Genomic DNA, 19,291 nt, shown 5'->3' on the forward strand with positions numbered 1-19,291 from the left:
AGTAATTAAACTATAAATAAAGGAGATATTCCCATGAACATTATAAAATATTCTATGATGCTTGCTTTAATTGCGTTGCTTATGTCTGGTTGTGCAACTGTTAAAATTTACAGCGACCAATCTTTGAAAACAGAAACTGGTCTGAAGTTTTATTCTGCAAAACCATATCTCTTGGTTGAACATAAGGCCAGCAACGACACATCATTCCGTATCGTTTATCTGCCTGATCTATCCCGTCCACAATATGCCAAGATTATACCCGGCTTGGGGACCAGCGATTTAAATATAACTTTAAATAACAGCATACTTACAACGTATGGCTCGAAAACCGATTCAAAGATTCCCGAGACAATAGCTTCTACCGCCGAGTTACTAAAGGAAGTATCTTCATTTAAAATGTTGGGAAACGCAAATGAAGCGGAAAGCAAACCAAAGCTAAAATATACCTTTGAACTATACGAGATTATCATGAATGCAAGTGGCACAAAATTAGTGAGAGTCACTGAATGAATAATTGATAAGGACGAGGGCGATAGATATTTATAACATACTATTCATAAAAGGCGGCATTTGTTATGCCGCCTTTTCTTTTTGCCTACAACCCTTTAAAACCCTCTTTAGCATTCTTCTTAATGGATTCCCTTCAACGGCCTAATTATCCCGACCTCGAGAACACCGTTCTATCTATTCTTTCCTCCGACGACAAACCTGCATCAGCTCTCGAAAGTATTTTCACCAATAAAACCAAAGTCCTTAAATCGACGATAAAACAGCTTTTTAACGAGATAAATTTGAGATTACAGACAGACAAGGACATTTTTCAAGACATCACCGACGATATCTGTGCCTGTTATACCTTTCTCGAGGAGATCAAACTGCATATCGGGAGGGGCTATGATATGGAAATGGTTTTGGCCCTGCTGCCACGACGGAGCCAACTGGAGACCCAGATATTCGATCTCAAAAAGCAGAAGAGGACGGAGGCTTTGGAATGCTGGCGGGATATGATGTTTCTTAAGAAGTATATGATGAGCGCCCTGTCGGAATACTGGCTATTGAGCAAAAGACAACAGCTTTTGTCCTCGGATCTAACCATTGACGAAAATGAACAGCATTGAAGTATTCAAGATTTGCCAGAAACTAAAGCCCCTTATCGGGACTAATGCCGAAAGGCTCTGGCATATGTACTTGGCCGAGGACGAATACGGTAGGAAGGACATCGCTCTGGATATAGAAATTCTGGCCGAAAAACTGCTTAGAAAAGAGCCGTTGCAGACCGAGCCGATATGCTTAACCCCGCCCTCGCCAAGCAAGGCGGAGGGCGACATCCTATTGGGAGATATCGTCTATAACGACACCAAGATGGACAAACTCCATATCAGGAAAGAAGACTTTATCAAACAATTGGGAATATTCAGCATCACCGGCGAGGGAAAGACCAATCTGGCCACTTTATTGGCCCTACAATTATTGAGACAAAAGATCCCTTTTATCGTGGTGGACTGGAAGAGAACCTGGCGAAACATCCTTTCCCTGTCAGACCAGTATCCAGAGCTCAAGGAACTTCAGGTTTATACCGTTGGTAGGGACATTTCTCCCTTTTTCTGGAATCCTTTCAGAGCTCCGCCCAATATCCATTATAAAAGTTGGATTAACGTAGTAACGGAGGTCCTTGAAAAGTCACACCTGGCCGGAATGGGTGTGGCTGATTTTTTTATCAGGATATACGAGAAACTGTTTCGGGATTTCGGATTCAAGGAAGGACATCACGGGAACATGTACCCCAATTTCTTCGACGGGGTGTACGAGTTAAGCAAGCTGAAGGTATATGCCAGGGAGCTTCTTTGGAAACAATCGGCCGGCAGGGTTTTTAAAAGTTTTACTTTCGGTCCCAGTAGCAAGGCCTTTAACGCCCGGCAACCGGTAAAGCTTGAGGATCTTCTTGAAAAACCTATAATATTAGAACTGGACCAGGAAATGAGCAAGCCACTGAGAACCTTCTTTACCGAGATGATATTGAGGTTCATCCATCTTTACCGTTTGGGCCAGGGCGAGACGGATAGTTTAAGGCATGTCTTATTCCTCGAGGAGATTCACAACCTTTTTCCAAAAACCAGGATAGAACAGGAGAATTCCAGCAGCTTGGAATATGTCTATAGGGAGATCAGGTCATTCGGCCAGGGGCTGGTCAGCATCACCCAGCACCCGTCGCTGCTGCCCATATATATCCTCGGGAACTGTCATACCCAGATATTTTTGGGGTTACAGCATGAAAGGGATGTCAGAGCGGCCAGGGAGTCATTATTTATAAAACCTGAAGAGGAGAACTACCTCGACCGGCTTAAAGTGGGTGAGGGCATCGTCAAGGTCAAGGGCAGGATTTCGCCTTGTTTGGTGAAATTCCCACTGGTGCCGATGGAGAAGGGGATTATCACAGATGACAGCATCAGATTAAGGTTGGGACTTTCCACGCTTTCCCAGCCTGAATACCGTATAAAACCCGTAATCAGACACTTTCCAGAGAGGGAAGATAAGCAGGTGGGCAGGGAGATTTTAAGGTTTTTAGAGGATATTTTGGCCTTGCCTTTTTCGCCTTTGGTTCAGCGTTACAAGAGGTTATCATTAAGTATGAGAAATGGCAATGATATCAAACAAAAGTCTTTTTCCGAGGGCTTTATAATTCAGCGAAACATCATTACTAAGAAAACACAACTTGTATTACTGGAGCTTACCGGTAAAGCCAAGGCTGTTTTACGTCAGGAAGGGCATATTGTCACGGATACCAACGAGGGGGTGGAACATCTCTTCTGGAAAGAGAGAATAGCGGAGTATTACCGGAAAAAGGGATTTAACGTCGAGGTCGAGAAACAGATCAATGGGAAACCGGATATAACAATTAAGGCCGAAAACAAACTGGTTGCCGTGGAGATAGAGACTGGTAATTCTGATGCTGTGGCCAATATTCAAAAGTCTTTAAAGGCTAACTTTTCGGCGATAATAACCGTAGCCACCAATATCGAGGCTAAAGAGAAAATAATGAAGCAATTCCGGGAGGAAGGTTTTGATAAGGACGATAGGATCAAAGTAGTCTTAGCCCAGGAATATGATACCGCAGAAATATAATTCCGATTGCTGACAAACTATATTAATAAGGGAATATAGTCAATATTACATAATAACACACGTAGATTTACATTAATAACAATTGCTTTTTAAGCACTTTCCATCATCAGAATGATAGGACTATTCATACATCTAAAACAATTCTTTAACTAAATAATACGTATCGTCAATAAGGGAAGCAGTCTCTTTTTCGCTTTTTATCTTTTGGGGGATTTGGGCGAGATTGAGTTTGCTTTCCTTTTTTATTTTTAACAAAGAAAGGAGTCAAAATGGAAACAGCACTATTGTTCAAATCATCACCGATCAGATTATTGAAGCATTGGAGAAAGGCGCCATTCCCTGGAAGAAACCCTAGAAAACAGAACTACCTATGAACCTTATCTCCAAACGCACTTATCGGGGCATCAACCTGATAGTGCTCTCAATGTCTCCCAAATATGTCAGCCCTTATTATCTTACTTTCAGGCAGCTGGCATATTTGGGAGGCTCGGTCAAACCGGGTTCAAAGGGTTTTAAGGTTGTTTACTGGAAAGCATTTGAATCAAGTGGTGAAGATACGTCCGAAAGAGAGATTTTGGAAAAGCCATTGCTCAGGTATTACACAGTATTTAACAGCGAGCAATGCATCAATATCCCTAAAGATATTTTTCCCGACGTAAACAACAGCTTGAATCCCATTGCCGCCTGCGAAAAGATAATAGACAACATGCAGAATATCCCGAAAATCAAAGTGACCAAGAATGCCTTTTACGACATGAAATCAGATATCATCGGTTTGCCGCCCCGGAAAAACTTCATATCCCAGGAGGAATTTTACTCGACTGCCTTTCATGAACTGACTCACTCGACCGGACATCCTGACAGGCTTAACAGGAAAAATTCCTCCGGGGGATCTGATTTCAATGAGAATTACTCCAAGGAGGAACTGGTGGCCGAGATCGGCAGCTCATTCTTATGCGCCCATGCCCGTATCGCCCCAAAAACTATAGATAACCAGGCCGGGTATATCGCCAACTGGCTTTCGGTGCTCAAAGGGGACAAGAGGTTTATATTTTCTTCTTCTTCGCTGGCTCAGAAAGCGGTTGATTATATTCTGGGGAATCTTTCTCCCGCTACGGAGAACTACGTTTCCAATGGTGACGGCCATGAATGATTCTGAAGAATTAGGAGAATGCCCGATTTGCGGGCATGTGGCTGTGATCCTGATGGATAAATACAGCCGGGAGAAAACGATCCTCTGTCCCGATAAATACTGTGCAAACAATCATGATAAACCTTAAACCACAAAAGAGCTGCTCCTATGACGGGCGGCTCTTTTTTATTTGCAGAAAGGAGTTATATGGGCAAATACAGGAAATATCCTCTAAAAATACTGAAGGTATCGGAATCGATCCACGGAATTCCCATGACCAGCCCAGACAAAGTATATGAATACATGAAGGCCGAGGCCATGGCGGACCGGGAGATATTTTGGGTGTTGCACCTGAATACCAAGAATAAAATAGTCCGCAAAGAAATGGCCGCTATGGGGGCAGTGGATCATTGCGCGATAGTCCCCGGTATCGTATTACGGTCGGCAGTGGCTTGCGGAGCGCCCAATATAATGACCGTCCATAACCACCCTTCGGGGGATACCACTCCATCACAGGAAGATCGTGTTCTTTGGGAGGTATTAAAGTCAGGGTGCAAATTGCTGGGGATCAGAATTCTTGACAACATCATCATCGGAACCAGCAGTTATTATTCGGAAACCGCAAACAGGGAAAGGAGTTAACATGGAACCAATTTCAATCATTTTAGTGAGCATCTCATTGATGGCGTATTCCTTTTTGATCATGCTGTCGATGCTGACTGTGAAGCAACGGCAGAGAAGGGAAATAATGCCCGATATCATTCTGATTCCAGGCAGGGTTTATTTCTACTGGAATTATAAAAACGGGTTCCTGTTTCCCGATCTGTGGACCGCCAACCCTAAGGAAAGATTTGAGCCTGACAACAGGTTGCTGAAGGGCATCAATATCGGAAAAGGGCCGGCAAAGAACATCCATATCCGGTGGGATTTCGATATTATGGGATTCGCCAATCTGATAATGGAAAACGACAAGGATAGGTTATTGCGAATAAAGCATAGCAAGGATCATATTGGCATAGATTTTCTGTTTCCCAAGGATAAATACCCCGCTTTTCCGGAAAAGTATTCGATGGCCTTTAGTGAAAAGCCGGATGGGGAAATAGCCTATCTTTTACCCGTCAATATCATGAAAAACCAGGAGAAAATATTCGTGCCGAAAATGTACCTGACCCTGATAGCCCTTTTATTCTATCTGCGGCATTTAAACCAAGCTTTCGGAGATTTTAACCATGCCAAAATCCCGGTATGCAAATTGTTTCTGGACTATGGCGATATAGAGGGCGGGTTTTATCAGACCAGGTATTCAGTTGGCTTGCGCGAAATCGAGCATTTTTCGGGAGATACAGGACCCAACACCCTGTTTTTCAGCGCCACGTTTAACGTTAATCAGGAATAAAGGAGATGACCATGGACAGATTAATTGAAGGTCTTGAGCAAATCACCATTCTCTTAACCTGCCCGCACTGCCAGGCTGAGGAGTATTATCCCACCTATATTCAACCACAATCGTTCGAATGCGTTCATGTCTCTCCGGGCGGAACCATTCACGCCTGGCTCTGCAGAAAATGCCAAAAACACTTTTACACTAAAAACGAATAAATATTATGAAAGGAAAATATCATGGGAAGAACGATTCACTATGAGATCACCGGGGCTATTAGCGACGATCAATGGGACAAAATCGATGCTTTGCAGGATCGATATAACATTGACCACCGCTGGACCTGCGAGTGCTTGTCGTTGACCAGGATTCCTTTTTGGTATCCCCGGTGGCCAAATCAGTTCAAAGATTCGAAGCTCGATAAGGGTATCACGGCAAACGAAGCCTGGAAGATCATAAACAGGCAATTGGACGGCTTGAGCGGGGTAGCCCTGGAGAAGAAGGTGTTTGACCTGGTCGACGAAAAAATCCTTGTCTTAGGAGATCGTAGCAAGAAGGATATAACAGCCTCCGGGTTCACCAAGGTGGCGGATAACGAATGGAACGCCCAATTGGTAATCGATTTCCTGACGGAAACAAGCAAAATCGCCAAGGATTCCGTGGTCAAAATATACGATGAAGGCGATTATAGCCTGTGCCATTATGTCATCATCAGGAACGGGGTGGTAAGCCTGGACCATGAGCGGATCAGGAATTACCTGGCTGGCTTGAAAGAGAGACAGAAGGATTCAGGAATGGAAGACTATTTTAAGGAAGAGATCAACACCATGAGAGAAAATCTTGTCCTGTCAGGGAAAGGCATTTTCTTCGCGAAAGTCGATCCAAGGGAATACCAGGACCATCCCCAATTCAGGACCTTAACCCTAAATCTGGAGCAAGTTTCATGATAGACCACATATTCATTAAGGCCAAGCAGGAGATCAAATGCCCCTGGCTTTCGGTCGTGGACAGCGGGGCCGGGGGATACCTTGACTGTCTTGGCGGGATCTTCGATAAAAAGGATATTATCAGCTACTGCGGGGGCTGGGCGTTGGAGAAATGCTTTGCCTGCAAGTTCGGATCTCCCAGGATTGACCCCTTCGGTCTGGAAAAATATCAAAAGAAAATTATGGAGGATAACTATGACTGAAAAACAAAAAAATACGACGGCCGTTTATCTTTCAGCAGGTGTTCGGGATCTGGCGCAGAAGGACAGGGATTTCGCGACCTTCCTGTTTGGGATCTTAAGAAAGCACTATGGAGGCAACAAAGGCGATTTGGATCTTTGTGATGAGAAGGAAAAAGAATTATACCTGGCTAATTGCGACCGGATGGTTTCCGCCTACATCTACAAAGCTGGGAAAATATGGATGGTTACAGAATCCGACCGCTCGGTAACCATAGTGCTTCTGCCCAGGGAACATATCAAATCATCAAGTATAGGTGTTTTATGAACTCAAAAGAAAACAGGCTGGTAGTAGCGGATGCAGGCTGGGCCGAAACCATTCCTTCGTGGTTGCTGGACGAGATTCGGAGCGAGAGGCTTACCCTGGGTCTTTTAAACATCCTCGATCCCGGATCCAGCAGCGTCGGAGACGCCGAGCTTTGCGCCTATCTCTATACCCTGAGTTTAAGGCAGCCTTTGACCACGGACTATACAGGGATATACATCTATCTGACGGCCACCCTGATGAAACGAAAAGACAAAAGCCTGGTGGATTTCATGGAGGAGAAACTAAAGCAGGGTTTGACCAGAGAGGAAGTCCGGAAACTCGACGAGCTTCGCAATACCATCCACAGGATCAGGGGCGAGATCAATCATCCGGTGCTCGATGTCTTGAGGAAACTCAAAAAGGGTTTTAATGACCAGGAAGAAACGGAAAGCACAAATCAATTAACCATTTTGTGAAAGGAGGTTAATATGGCCAAGGGGCTTCCAATGACCAACCTTTTTCTTACAGCCAGGGTTTCTGAAGTAATGAAACAGGACAATGAGTTTCAGGAGTTTGTCACCGCTTCCATCGAAAGGCATTTTGCAGGCGATTGGGGCGAGGTCAGCGAGAATTCCAAGAGGGAGAACGATATCGCGCTTTCAGACGGATCAAGGCTGCTTTCGGCCTACAGCAAAAACGAAAGAAGAATCTGGATAATCACCGAGGCTGACAGGTCCGCCACCACGGTGTTGTTTCCCGAGGAATATTAAAACAACACTTAAAAAAGGAGAGACCCATGAAAATAACCATACCACGACAAAAAATAGCCGAGGCGCTTTCATTAGTTTGCCGGGCTATTTCCAAGAGTGCTATTCCCATACTGCAATATGTCCATCTGACTATCGAGGATAATATCCTCCGCCTCCGGGCCACCAACCTGGACCTGACCCTTATCAGGACGATAAAACTCTACAATTCCCCGGAAATTATGTCTGAAAATGTCAGCAAATTGCTTCCAGGCCCCTACGTTTTGTCCCTTTTAGCCAAATGCACCGAGGATAGGGTCACTTTCAGCTGGGAAAAGGGGGATAACGGCGAAACCTTTCATCTCCAGTTCGGGAATCATAAAAGCCAGATCAACAATATTCCGGCTATGGATGATTTTCCAATGATCCCGGAGGTGGGCCTGCACGATATCTTCATAAGTGGCATGGACTTGGGAAAACTGCTAAACCTGACACTGCCTTTTACCTCCAATGAGACCCCGGAGAACGTATTCAACGGCGTTTTTTTGAGGTTTATTGAGGACAAAATCACAGCTACCGGTACCGACCGGCACAGATTGGCTATGATAGCCCTAAATATGGACAATGCAACAGGTAATCAGGAAGCTGAAAGGGGCTGTATAATACCCAAAAATGCCCTTAAAACTGCCATGGCAGGGCTGGAAGGCGATAAAGTGGAGATTTACCTTAATGACCAGCTTATAAGCTTTAAGGGGCAGGATTGGCAGACGATAATCAGGCTTATTCAGGACAAATATCCCGATATTTCCAGGATTATACCGGAATCCCACCTGCTAAAGGTCGAATGCGAGCGGGAATCCCTTATGACCGCCTTGAAACTGTGCTCCCAAGTCTCTGATTTCGATCAGGGGGTGGATCTCCACATCGGTGAGCAGTTCTCAGTTTCCAGCCGGGGGACATTAGGGGATGCTTCCCAGCCATTCGAAGGAGCTGTTATCGAGGGGGAAAACCTGACTGAGAACAGATTGGACACCATCAGGCTAAACTGGCGGTATTTGTATGATCTCTTGAAGCAGGTGTTCTCGAGGTACATTGTGCTGGAAACTGGTGGCTATGCCCAGGCGGTTATCATCTATGGTAAGACCCAGCCGGCCAATTGGAATGAAACCTATTTGTTGATGTCCTTGAGAAGGGAAGAGATTGAAGAGGCAAAAGGCGATGTTTCGGCCGAAGCCGAGCCCGGATCGGAAAGCCAGGTGGCGCCGGAAGAGTCTCCCGAGATGGAATATGTCTGCGGCAACTGCGACTTTTACGAGTCGGATCTGTGCTTTGGGAATAGCCCCCAGCCGGACGAGCCCTGCTGCGAGAATTTTCACCAGAAAACAGGGCCAACAATTGCAATGCCGCAGGAGGTGTCTATCCCGAGTGCACCTGAGGCTGTTATCCCGCCAAACAGCGAAGAAGAACATTTTTGTGGGGATTGCGCTTTGTTTGGCACAGAGCAATGCGAGAGCAAGATGGAATATGATGAAGCTCCGGCTTGCGACGGGTTCAAGGTGGTCAAGGTGCTGGAAACGGTTTCTTAAGATCAAATGTTCAACCAAAATCAAAAAGAGAGCTGGGTGCAAACACCCGGCTCTCTTTGTTTAAACGAAAGGAAAAACCATGAAACGCGTGATACTTTTCATTCTGTTGGCTCTTATCATGATCTCATGCTATGAGTATATCGAGACAAAACCAGAAATTGAGCCAGAACCAAAGGCGATTGATGTACCGGTAATAATTCCACGCGACCTGATAAATGAAGCTATCAGGACCAAAGGAGAAATAATAGGGGTTACAATCTCTTTGCAGGATCCAACAGTCTCTCAGGCAATTGTAAATTCAATTATAAGGCATTTTAGGAATGAAGGCATTAATATGGCCAGAGTATCAAAGAAGACCATTTATCGGATATTAAGCACAATACCACGTCGGGCATTCAGAAGTAATAATCGAAACATAGTCTCGGTAGGAGAAACTTTCACCTATAAGCTGCCGAGGGTGATATATGTAAAAAAGAGGGTAGACGATTATTACTTGGTTCGCGATAGAGTATACGGTCTGGAGAATTTAAAAAAGGCTTTAGCCATCAAGTGGCTGAAGCCTTACGAAGCACATGTCTTCGACTGCTCAGAAATGAGCGCTTTTATGGAATATTGGCTGGAAAGAAACGGTTTCAACGCCGACATAGTTTTGGATTCAGCACACAGCTGGAATTTGGTTGAGGTCGAACCAGGTAATTGGATCCATGTTGAAGTTACTGGCAACAGCCCGAGTATTATGCCTCGTAGGAAATACACCTACCGTTTTAAGGACATCTATGAGGCTTTGGAATATTTTAAGGCAGAATATGATTGGTGGAAGGAAATAAAACCGGGAGAGGGGGTGATTGGGGGGTGAAGTATATAATGGAAAATGTATGTAATAACAAAAAGGCGATGATATAAGCCCAATTTGGTCATTGCCTTTTTGAATAGTCTAATTTAGTTATGGGGTACTGAAGGGAATTCTTTACTACGCTCATCTGATAGCCATTTGGGGAAGTATTTAAAAAAACTATAGATTAATATGCAGAATACGATAGTTTCTATAGCAAGTAAAGAATAACAAATAATATTACAAATGGGTGCATATTTACAATCAATTATTTTTGGTAATAATAATGTCAATGTGTAAAAAATAAAGATTGTAAAAACCAACATAACAAATAAGCGCACACATTTATACCAATCAAAATCACATTTAGGTGACTCATAGTTGATTGCATCAAAAAGTTTTTTGTCTTTCAGCGCGTTTAATCTAATCGTAAAGGTAGTTCTTGTTTTATTCTCTGGGTATAGATGTGGTATCACAAATACGTATATAGCAACGAGAATTGCAACATAACCAAGGGAAAGCATTGCAACGGGAATTAGTTTATTAAAAAGAATATCCACTTCAATGTCCTTGTTGTTTTTCTTGTCTTTGCTTCATTTCATTGATGCTAACATATTTTATGTATTTTGATGCATCAGCGGCTGAAGGGTTCCACAGTATTGCTTCTTTGGATTTTACTAAAAAATAAAAACGTTCACGCAAGTCTGAATATATTGTAGCACTATCATTTTCTATAAATACTGGGGATTTCTGCAATTCGGGGTGCCCTTTTTCAATAACTGATGAGGCCGATTCATTGTCAGAACAAAAACAATGTAATTTTTCTCTATCTGTTGTTTGCTTAATATATAGCTTTATATTGTTTGGAAAGGCATGAGCTAAGTCCACATATGGGTGTGCTTTCCAGTATTCATCACTATTTACACCATTTTTTACATACTTTTCGTAGTCTGCATCTTCAACAAGAATATGAGGTCCGCCCAGGAAAATGCATTGACCATTATTAATGGCTAAATCGTGTAATTTATCTCTAATAGATCGATAAAAATCAGGACTGAACTCTCCAGCTAAACCCCATAAAGTTCCATGTTTGCTTTTATCTATAATATCACTGATAGTATCCCAAACCGCGTGTCTATCTTCGTACACCTCGTATTCTTTTGGGGTTGGTTTACTAAGAATGTTATATATCTCGCGGGATAATATACCACCTATAAGGAGTAGACTAATCCCCCCCGATATAATTTCAAGATTTTTCATATTTTAAGCCTTAATTATTAAGGAATGTTTTCCTTATAAAGCTTGCTCCTATTCGTTTGTGGTTTAGTTGTTTTGGTGCATATATTAACAATAGAATAACATAAATGTCCTTGTCCGGTCAATATTGTCAAGAGAAAAATTCAAATAAAATAAAAATATTTATATTTTTTAATTAACCTATAATTATAGCACAATATATTAAATAAGCAAGCATTATTTTTAATATTATTTGCTTACAACCCTTTTATAAATTCCCTTCCAGAATATTGTATGGCACCACAATATCTAAACAACAACAGAAAAGACAGATCACCGATAATACAAACACGAATAAACAAAAGCAAAGACGGGAAATGGTTCATCATTAGAACAGAAATCGTCGAGATAAAACCAGTCAGTTACATCCAGGAGATCCTTCGGTCTGAAAATAAAGGGGGTACAGAATGGCAGGAAGAAGACCAGGTTTAAATAAATGCGAAAGATCTCTACGGCGATGTGAAAAAAGGCTGGCGACGATTTCAGATGTTCTACGCGATATCGACATGAAACTCAATCATGTTATCGAGCGGATGAAGAACCATAGCAATCAAGTTGGTATGGATTATCGATAAAATGGCAATAGATGACCGTGTATTGTCAAATGAATGCAAGGATAGCGACACGCCTAAAAAAGAAAGACCAAAAGATATATACCGTTTGCTTGATTTATTCGAAGAATTATATGACGAAGCGAAAAAGAATTATAGCGACAGTAACATTTATTAATTATGATACCCTGATTATATAGAATAGGCCTTTCCGATGGGGTTGAGTTGTTTCCTGAAAACGAACAAAATTGTTCGGGGTTTTCCAGGGGCGTTGAACAGATTTGTTCGAAAATTGGAAACATTCACAAAAATAATTGTTTCCAAAAAGTGAACAGACTTACCTGGATTCTTCCAGGGGCGTTGAACAGATTTGTTCGAAAATTGGAAACATTTATATATGTGTGATTAATAGTTTATACTATGACAGCATCTATACCCGTCGGAAAAATTGATATCCATGATAGCATTCATAAATATGAAGTTGCGTTACGAACTCTGGCTAAAGACAAATATATTATTCCAGAAAACAAAAAACTCATTTTGGCATTTCTCCGAGATTGCGAAGCCGGGAAAACTGTAAAAAACAGGAGTAAGAAAAAACTTTGCCCCAGTCGGTGTAACAGACTTCTTGATATGTTGAAATTGTTTTCTCATTTGATGAATAAACGCTTTGATAAAATAACACAGGATGAATTTGAAACATTTGTCCTTGCATTTGACAAGGACAAATATCGGAAAAGGGATGGTAGGAAATACAGCGATTCTACCAAAGTATATTATAAAAAGGGTTTTAGAAAATATGGCAACTGGATGAAAGGAAAAGGTCTCAGCAATCTTGATTATTCTTTCATGGAAACAATTGATCCGGTAAAAGAGGTGCCCGCGCTTACCCGGGAAGAAATCGACAGGATGGTCAATAAGGCGGCATTGATCAGGGACCGGGCGCTGGTTATGTTACTGTTTGATTCCGGTGCCAGGATTGAGGAATTCCTGAACATACGGTTGAAACACCTAATCAAGCGTGACAATTATTATCAAGTAAGAATAGAATTCTCTAAAACCAAGCCACGAACAGTTAGTCTTCCTATGTGTACGAAGATATTGGAAGAGTGGCTTCTGGAGCATCCTGAGAAAAACAATCCCGAGGCGCAGCTTTTCCCTATAAGCTACGATGGCGTGAGGATGGTGATCAAAAGACTCGCCAGAAAAGTGTTGAAGAAAGGTGTGCATGTCCACCAGTTAAGGCATTCTTCGGCCACTTATTACTGCCACAAATTATCGTCCTATCAATTGTGTTATCGTTATGGATGGAGCATGTCGAGCGATCAACCCGCCAGATATATTGACAGGGAGGGCATTAATGAGGAGGAAACGGCCGAATTGGTTGCTACGGATGAAGTGCTTAAAATTAAAAAAGAAAACCAGGAGATCAAAGAAACCATGACCAGACTTAAGGACGAAAATAGCAGCATCTGGAAACTTATTGATAAATTGAATATCACCAGTAAAATCACCCAGGAGGTGATAGAGAATCACCCGGAAGTAAAGAAGGAAATTATAAAGGTAATGAAAAAGATGATATCGAAGTCTGATATGCCATTGAATATCTCTTTTAAAACTGACTAAACTGATAAAAGCTCGCTTATATTTTCCCCTGTCTCGGTCAACTTATATCTAACTCCTCTTTTCCCATCGGGAATTCTTATCAACAATCTTTTATTAAAAAATTGTTTTATCGCCCTGTAGACTTCGGTCCGCGGGGTGCTTTTTATTCCCTCGTATCTGAATCTGGTAAAAATATGACTTGCTTTGAATGTTCCGTCTTTGATCTTAGAGTAATTATTCATTATTTTCAGATATTCCTTTCGACCCTTGCCGGCCAGTACCCAACCATATAAATTCCAATTGATTCTTCCTGGAATTAAATAGTCATTTGGAATGTGATCATCCTTTTCTTCCGATAGAATCAATTCCTTTCTTAATGCTATTCCCGTTGGAGAGAGTCCGTAGATCCTGCCTGTTTTGGCAGAAGGAATGAAACATTGAACCAGTTTATGCTGTGTTAATACACGCAAGCAATAACTGATATAATTCTTTTCAAAGGCACATTGCTTGTTCAGTTCGGATGGGCTCATCGGCTTATAGAAACAAAGAATCAATTTCTTTTGCTTCACCCCTACAATACCATTAGCTGCCACATTTTAGGGCCTCTTTTGCTATTTATTGGAGTTGTAAGCAATCAGTATAGTGATTGCCCAGAAAAGAGAGATAATGGTCAAATAAAAACCTTTTGTTTTTTCGTCACTTTAGAGTGAAAACACAATTAGTGGGATGCAAGGGCCTATTTTGGGCATTAGATACTATATCTTGTTCTTCCACTATCCCACATTAGAATATATAGTATCAGCATACTATTCAACAGGTTACAAAAAAGAAACAGAAAACAAATAAAAGAAACAAAAAGGCGCCCATCAGGGCGACCTCCTGCCGAGCTGGAAGCCGATCTTGATTGCCCAGAACATGGTATCGGGCAATCAGAGCCGGAAGGCTGACCTCGGCGAGCGGAGCAGCTAATAACAGAAACATAATATGGTTTTCATATTGCAGTATGAAAAAAATAACACGGGTTAAAATCTATTATTTCAAAGGAAATAATATTAAAATTGTAATTGACACAGATATGGTAATTTGCTACTATTCTCTTATAAGAAGCCATGCGCTATGCCAAGTCTCTTCTTTATCTTTGATAAAGCTACAATCTGGGAAAACGCCACTCTTACGTTAAATAACGTGAAAAGGTTATTGTAGTATTTTGTGTCGCGAAAAAACCAGTTATTACGGTACAGGTAGTATAAACACAAAAGACAGTGAGAATATTATGGACTATAATATACTGACAACAGATGGAAATATCGCCTTTTATAAGAGTTCTGAAGTGACTGAAATATTCTTGTACAGAAAGGGAGATGGGGCTATTTTTAATTTTTTTACGTTAGTCGTATTGGAGGAAAAACCATTTGATAAAACCAATCATCATTATCTCTGCAAGCCCATACCAATTAACGATGAGTATTCTTTAGGTATTCATAGATATTGGTATACTAAAAGTGATAGTGAAAGTAATTTCCGCAGTCTAAAATCACAAAACAAATGGATCTTTAATGGTGCAAGTTCTTCCCAGTTTCCGCAATTGAAATATCTACCGAAGCAATTTATTCAATCGGGCGATAATAATCGTCTGAATCATGTCCTTAAGAATAATTATCACAATGGTTCATACATTTTAGAATTTTTTGATGAAGATAAAACCAATGTTGCCTTTCTTCTTAATATGAAAGCAATAAATGAATTAAATAATCTATGCCATAAGATAAAACAATTTGTCCCTATTGATTTATCAGTAGTTAGGGATAGAATTGGGAATTTTATTTTTCAGTTTCCAGTTACAATTCTTGAAACTGATTGCAAAGCACTTCCAACATGGGATGGTATCCAATTGGATATATCCTGGCACCCTTTAATCCAACAACCGCCTGATTGTTTGCTGCAAGTGGAATCCACTATGGATAAAATATACATGGGATTAAAAATTGAAGAATATAATAAAACCAATAAGCAAGTTGTCAATATTGGCAATTTGGACCAAATTGACCAGGTAAATATCTGGCGTAGGGAGCCATGTTTGATGCTGTCCACATTCAGTGGAACATTTGTTAAAGAGTTTGATTTCGATGTTGGCATAATCAGCCATGAGCCAAGAATATTTGAAATTGATGGGCATATTGAAAATATCCAAATCACAAGTAACGATAGAAATAGAAGGAGAACTTCGAAAGCAAACTATACCAACTATATCACAAACAATTTGTACGATGCTGAAAAAAAGCATTTAGAAAAATTATTATCATTTAAACAATATAATAAAGGTATTGCTAACAGCTTAAATGACCTGCGACATCTTATACAGACAAAAGGAGAGAATGGGGTTTACTTATGGGATCCATTTTTAAGTCCTCTAGATATTTTAAAAACGCTGTATTTCTCCACATCGGGTGGAGTGCAATTACTGGCGATTGGTTCAATTAATGATGCTGTAAAGATTGTTTACCATAAAAAAGGCAAAGATGTTACTGACATTATTACAGAGTACCGGAGAGTATTTAACAATCCCCAAAATAATAACCACCAGCTGAATCTCGAATTCAGAGTTCAGCATACCAATTATGGATGGGCATTCCATGACAGGTTTCTTATTTTCCCGAGTAATAGTAGTTTGAAGCGATCACAGGTATATTCCTTGGGAACATCTGTCAATTCTTATGGCCAGAATCACCATATATTGCAAGAGGTTTCTCATCCGCAACCCGTTGTAGATGCTTTTAATGAATTGTGGAGTGAATTGAATCACCCGGAGTGCATTGTATGGAAATACCCGAAGCCATAAAATCTAAATCATTACAAGTTAGTTGTTCATCATCGGGGCATGATGAATTGAACAGATTGTTACAGGCGTTAGCAACAAAAGACATTGAAGACATAATCAATGGAGAGAAGAAAGAGGATATAAGAGCATTAAATCATAAGATTTATCAGGTGTGTTTTAATGCAGTTAACCCTGGACATAAAACAGAAAAAGAGATAATTGAAGAAACTGCGCAACTAATATTTACGGAGAGTTATTATCTAAAAAAAGCCATTGCTGCTGCTGATATAAAATCAGTTCTTATCTTTTTAGTCGTGAATAGCTTTTTGAATATTGAAACAAATTATTTATTGTCCGAGCAAGAATTGTCAGAAACATGTTTGCAACCGTTGACGCACTCTATATTGGAATTGCTGATTGGATTTAAGTTTGAAATTCAAGCCCTTCCCGATGCACCCTATCACGAGAAGAAAATGATGATCGAGGCAGAAGAAGGTTATACTAACAATAATATAAAGCGTACCTACCAGCTGATTGAAGCCATTGAAGCTGGTGGACGGGGATTCCATTTCAATTATTTGCTTGAGAATTTAATTGTATTATTTGCTCGATTGAATATCCAGTATTTCCTGAAAGTGCTTTCAGCATTAAACCACCCACAGTCATTTATCTTCTATTTACAAAACATTGGGAAGGATGAGTTACTACAGTTAGCTAATAAGTCCACATTGAATAATAAATGGTTAAACTTTGAATTGATTCGACAAATATTAAAGCGAAAGAAAAAAGATTGTTTTGATGATTCTGAATGTTTAACTGTGAAAAATACTCTCGATAGGATCTGTTCGAGTGATTTTAAATACTTTAAACAAGCAATTCAGTATTTCAATATGGATGAATTGCTGAACGCTTCATTGGGTGAGCTGTTGCCCCAATTGACGGATTCACAAATCAGTGAGATTATATATGAATGTTTTGAAATAGATAAAAATGCAAATAATCATAAGGCTAGAAACCTATTACTAGAACACTTTACACCCATTGCATCAGAGCAACAATTCAAATTATTACTTACAATTAATTTTGTAAAATGGGAAGCGTTTATTAATTCATTATTAGTGTCTGACGATGCCTTTCAGAATGAAATACTGTTTACCGACTTTTGTGATTTCATCGTAGCATACTACACATCGTACGTATCGGATGATGACATACTTCTCCAAATGAAAGATCTTATTAACAAAATAATGTTCATAGACTCAGAATGGTCAATATCAAAATCCAATCAAATGACTAAATACTACTTATATTATTCAAAGTTATACCTTTTAAGCTATGCATATCGGAATAAGAAGTTGCGTGATGTCCATATTGTAAATCAGTTTGCAGAATTGAATAATAATGGAATTCATTCCCAAAGATATTTTAGCGATGGAAATATCCAACAATTAGACAGGGTAACGGTGAATTTGAATTGGGGAACATAAAGCAATTGATAAGTTGTGTATAATGAAGAGAGTGAGAAGGAATATTTATAATGATTAATCCAAAATATAGTTCTTCCATTGATCGATTGCCCGGTGATGATTTATGGGCAAAAATGGCCAATTCATGTACAACTATAGAGGGTCTATCGGAGAAAGAAATAAAAGATGCTCAGGACGCATTCAGGACAGTGAAAGATGTTTTAGGTGAGCATTTCTTGGATATGGTGTTTAGTGAAGACCATCCAATCTTCTTTAACTTAATAAATATGGTTGCTTATACAAGACGATGGATAATATGGGTGGCAAATGCATTGAAAGGGTCTTTGATATATGATCAAAGAAAAGTCTTAATAAAATATTTCAAGTCACCAGATAGGTACCATGAGGCGCTATCTTTATTAAAATATTCAGATAAATTGCATAAGGCGGGATTTAAAATTAAGATCAATCCTCCCGTAGGCAATAAAATAGCAGACATTCAGATTGTCAATGAAGAAAATGATGAACTGATAATTATTGAAGTATCCATACAATATGAAAGCGTGCGGGAGAAAGAGGCTTTTAAGACAATGATTGCAATTAGTAGGAGTGTTATTCAATTTACGCCTGGAATAACCTTCTCGGGTGCGGTGTATAGAATTATGGCGGAAAAACATCTTTCCGAAATAATAAATCAGGTGCAGGTATTTGCTATAAAGGCTAAAACTGAAAATATATTTAGCCAGTTGAGTATTCCGCATACATTGGATATTGCAATTGCACCCAATGATAATAATCCAAAGCTAATACAATGGGCGAAAGAACGCGGGATGCAACCGGGGGATTTTGCAGGCCCAGATGCCGAGGTAAACCATATCCATCGGTTAGAGGCAAAAGTATATACGGAACAAAAACAATTGTCAACTGATAGTCCAGGTATAATTATCATTGAGGATAACAATTTTATCTTTAGAACAAGCGATATAACAGAGATTATTGCAAAGGTAGAGAATATTGTTTATAAATACAACAATATATCGTTGTTAATAATATCGGGAGGATTTAGAGGACGTAGTACAGATGAAACAACGAAAGTGGGTGATCACTATTATGTTCGAGTTGTAGACAATGACATGTCGGTCGATCAATATATTATCATGGTAAATAAATATTGTGATCATCCGGTATCCCAGGATACCTTTGATAAAATAATGTCATCACTTTATATGTGATATTAACCGGGCTGCTTATGCAGCCCATTTTGTTTATGGGTTAATTAAGGA

21 protein-coding genes are annotated in these 19,291 nt (G+C 40.2%); 19 read left to right on the plus strand and 2 right to left on the minus strand.

Translation table 11 applies throughout. The annotated features are described in order from the left end of the window. Positions 1-33: 33 nt before the first annotated feature. The 14 genes from HZA73_09450 (at position 34) to HZA73_09515 (ending at position 10,296) form a co-directional block, all read left to right on the plus strand. Positions 34-510: a hypothetical protein gene (locus HZA73_09450; protein MBI5806258.1), complete on the plus strand. Its 477-nt coding sequence runs from the start codon at positions 34-36 to the stop codon at positions 508-510. Between the two features lie 281 nt (positions 511-791). Next, positions 792-1,118: a hypothetical protein gene (locus tag HZA73_09455; GenBank protein MBI5806259.1), complete on the plus strand. Its 327-nt coding sequence runs from the start codon at positions 792-794 to the stop codon at positions 1,116-1,118. After that, the gene (locus tag HZA73_09460) at positions 1,105-3,123 is read left to right on the plus strand and encodes an ATP-binding protein (protein MBI5806260.1); all 2,019 of its coding nucleotides are present in this window, start codon (positions 1,105-1,107) and stop codon (positions 3,121-3,123) included. The genes HZA73_09455 and HZA73_09460 overlap by 14 nt, the downstream gene beginning before the upstream one ends. A 370-nt stretch (positions 3,124-3,493) precedes the next feature. Beyond that, positions 3,494-4,276 (plus strand): DUF1738 domain-containing protein, encoded by a 783-nt coding sequence (locus HZA73_09465; GenBank protein MBI5806261.1) that lies wholly within the window; start codon positions 3,494-3,496, stop codon positions 4,274-4,276. A gap of 186 nt (positions 4,277-4,462) precedes the next feature. After that, positions 4,463-4,897, plus strand: a complete 435-nt coding sequence (locus tag HZA73_09470) for a hypothetical protein (protein ID MBI5806262.1) — start codon at positions 4,463-4,465, stop codon at positions 4,895-4,897. After that, entirely contained in the window at positions 4,833-5,651 is an 819-nt protein-coding gene (locus HZA73_09475; GenBank protein MBI5806263.1) for a hypothetical protein, read from the plus strand. Before HZA73_09470 ends, HZA73_09475 begins: the two co-directional genes overlap by 65 nt. An 11-nt stretch (positions 5,652-5,662) precedes the next feature. Next, the gene (locus HZA73_09480; GenBank protein MBI5806264.1) at positions 5,663-5,854 is read left to right on the plus strand and encodes a hypothetical protein; all 192 of its coding nucleotides are present in this window, start codon (positions 5,663-5,665) and stop codon (positions 5,852-5,854) included. A 21-nt stretch (positions 5,855-5,875) separates the two neighbouring features. Further along, positions 5,876-6,583: a hypothetical protein gene (locus HZA73_09485; GenBank protein MBI5806265.1), complete on the plus strand. Its 708-nt coding sequence runs from the start codon at positions 5,876-5,878 to the stop codon at positions 6,581-6,583. After that, positions 6,580-6,825 (plus strand): hypothetical protein, encoded by a 246-nt coding sequence (locus HZA73_09490; protein ID MBI5806266.1) that lies wholly within the window; start codon positions 6,580-6,582, stop codon positions 6,823-6,825. The genes HZA73_09485 and HZA73_09490 overlap by 4 nt, the downstream gene beginning before the upstream one ends. Beyond that, positions 6,818-7,129 (plus strand): hypothetical protein, encoded by a 312-nt coding sequence (locus HZA73_09495; GenBank protein MBI5806267.1) that lies wholly within the window; start codon positions 6,818-6,820, stop codon positions 7,127-7,129. The genes HZA73_09490 and HZA73_09495 overlap by 8 nt, the downstream gene beginning before the upstream one ends. Next, positions 7,126-7,584 carry a hypothetical protein gene (locus tag HZA73_09500; protein ID MBI5806268.1) on the plus strand — a complete coding sequence of 153 codons (459 nt, stop codon included), beginning with the start codon at positions 7,126-7,128 and terminating at the stop codon, positions 7,582-7,584. Before HZA73_09495 ends, HZA73_09500 begins: the two co-directional genes overlap by 4 nt. Before the next feature lie 30 nt (positions 7,585-7,614). After that, positions 7,615-7,878 carry a hypothetical protein gene (locus HZA73_09505; GenBank protein ID MBI5806269.1) on the plus strand — a complete coding sequence of 88 codons (264 nt, stop codon included), beginning with the start codon at positions 7,615-7,617 and terminating at the stop codon, positions 7,876-7,878. Between the two features lie 26 nt (positions 7,879-7,904). Then, a complete protein-coding gene (gene dnaN, locus HZA73_09510) occupies positions 7,905-9,440 on the plus strand; it encodes a DNA polymerase III subunit beta (protein ID MBI5806270.1) in 1,536 nt (511 codons plus the stop codon). 79 nt (positions 9,441-9,519) lie between these two features. Then, the gene (locus HZA73_09515) at positions 9,520-10,296 is read left to right on the plus strand and encodes a hypothetical protein (protein ID MBI5806271.1); all 777 of its coding nucleotides are present in this window, start codon (positions 9,520-9,522) and stop codon (positions 10,294-10,296) included. 537 nt (positions 10,297-10,833) lie between these two features. Here HZA73_09515 and HZA73_09520 read toward each other — a convergent pair. Beyond that, positions 10,834-11,532, minus strand: coding sequence for a hypothetical protein (locus tag HZA73_09520; protein MBI5806272.1), 699 nt, complete (start codon positions 11,530-11,532; stop codon positions 10,834-10,836). 612 nt (positions 11,533-12,144) lie between these two features. Here HZA73_09520 and HZA73_09525 point away from each other — a divergent pair. Both HZA73_09525 and HZA73_09530 read left to right on the plus strand, forming a co-directional pair. Further along, the gene (locus HZA73_09525) at positions 12,145-12,297 is read left to right on the plus strand and encodes a hypothetical protein (protein ID MBI5806273.1); all 153 of its coding nucleotides are present in this window, start codon (positions 12,145-12,147) and stop codon (positions 12,295-12,297) included. Between the two features lie 242 nt (positions 12,298-12,539). After that, positions 12,540-13,745 (plus strand): tyrosine-type recombinase/integrase, encoded by a 1,206-nt coding sequence (locus tag HZA73_09530; GenBank protein ID MBI5806274.1) that lies wholly within the window; start codon positions 12,540-12,542, stop codon positions 13,743-13,745. Here the strand turns inward: HZA73_09530 and HZA73_09535 are convergent. Then, on the minus strand, positions 13,742-14,317 hold the full coding sequence (locus tag HZA73_09535; GenBank protein MBI5806275.1) for a hypothetical protein: 576 nt from the start codon (positions 14,315-14,317) through the stop codon (positions 13,742-13,744). The genes HZA73_09530 and HZA73_09535 overlap by 4 nt on opposite strands. 680 nt (positions 14,318-14,997) lie before the next feature. On the opposite strand from HZA73_09535, the gene HZA73_09540 reads away from it, so the two are divergent. The 3 genes from HZA73_09540 to HZA73_09550 are packed head-to-tail and all read left to right on the plus strand — an operon-like array spanning position 14,998 to position 19,240. Continuing rightward, complete coding sequence (locus HZA73_09540) at positions 14,998-16,563, plus strand: hypothetical protein (protein MBI5806276.1); 1,566 nt, start codon at positions 14,998-15,000, stop codon at positions 16,561-16,563. After that, complete coding sequence (locus HZA73_09545; GenBank protein ID MBI5806277.1) at positions 16,542-18,029, plus strand: hypothetical protein; 1,488 nt, start codon at positions 16,542-16,544, stop codon at positions 18,027-18,029. Before HZA73_09540 ends, HZA73_09545 begins: the two co-directional genes overlap by 22 nt. Positions 18,030-18,079: 50 nt before the next feature. Then, positions 18,080-19,240, plus strand: coding sequence for a hypothetical protein (locus HZA73_09550; GenBank protein ID MBI5806278.1), 1,161 nt, complete (start codon positions 18,080-18,082; stop codon positions 19,238-19,240). Positions 19,241-19,291: the final 51 nt, after the last annotated feature.

The sequence above is a fragment of the candidate division TA06 bacterium genome, assembly GCA_016235665.1.
Classification (GTDB): domain Bacteria; phylum Edwardsbacteria; class AC1; order AC1; family EtOH8; genus UBA5202.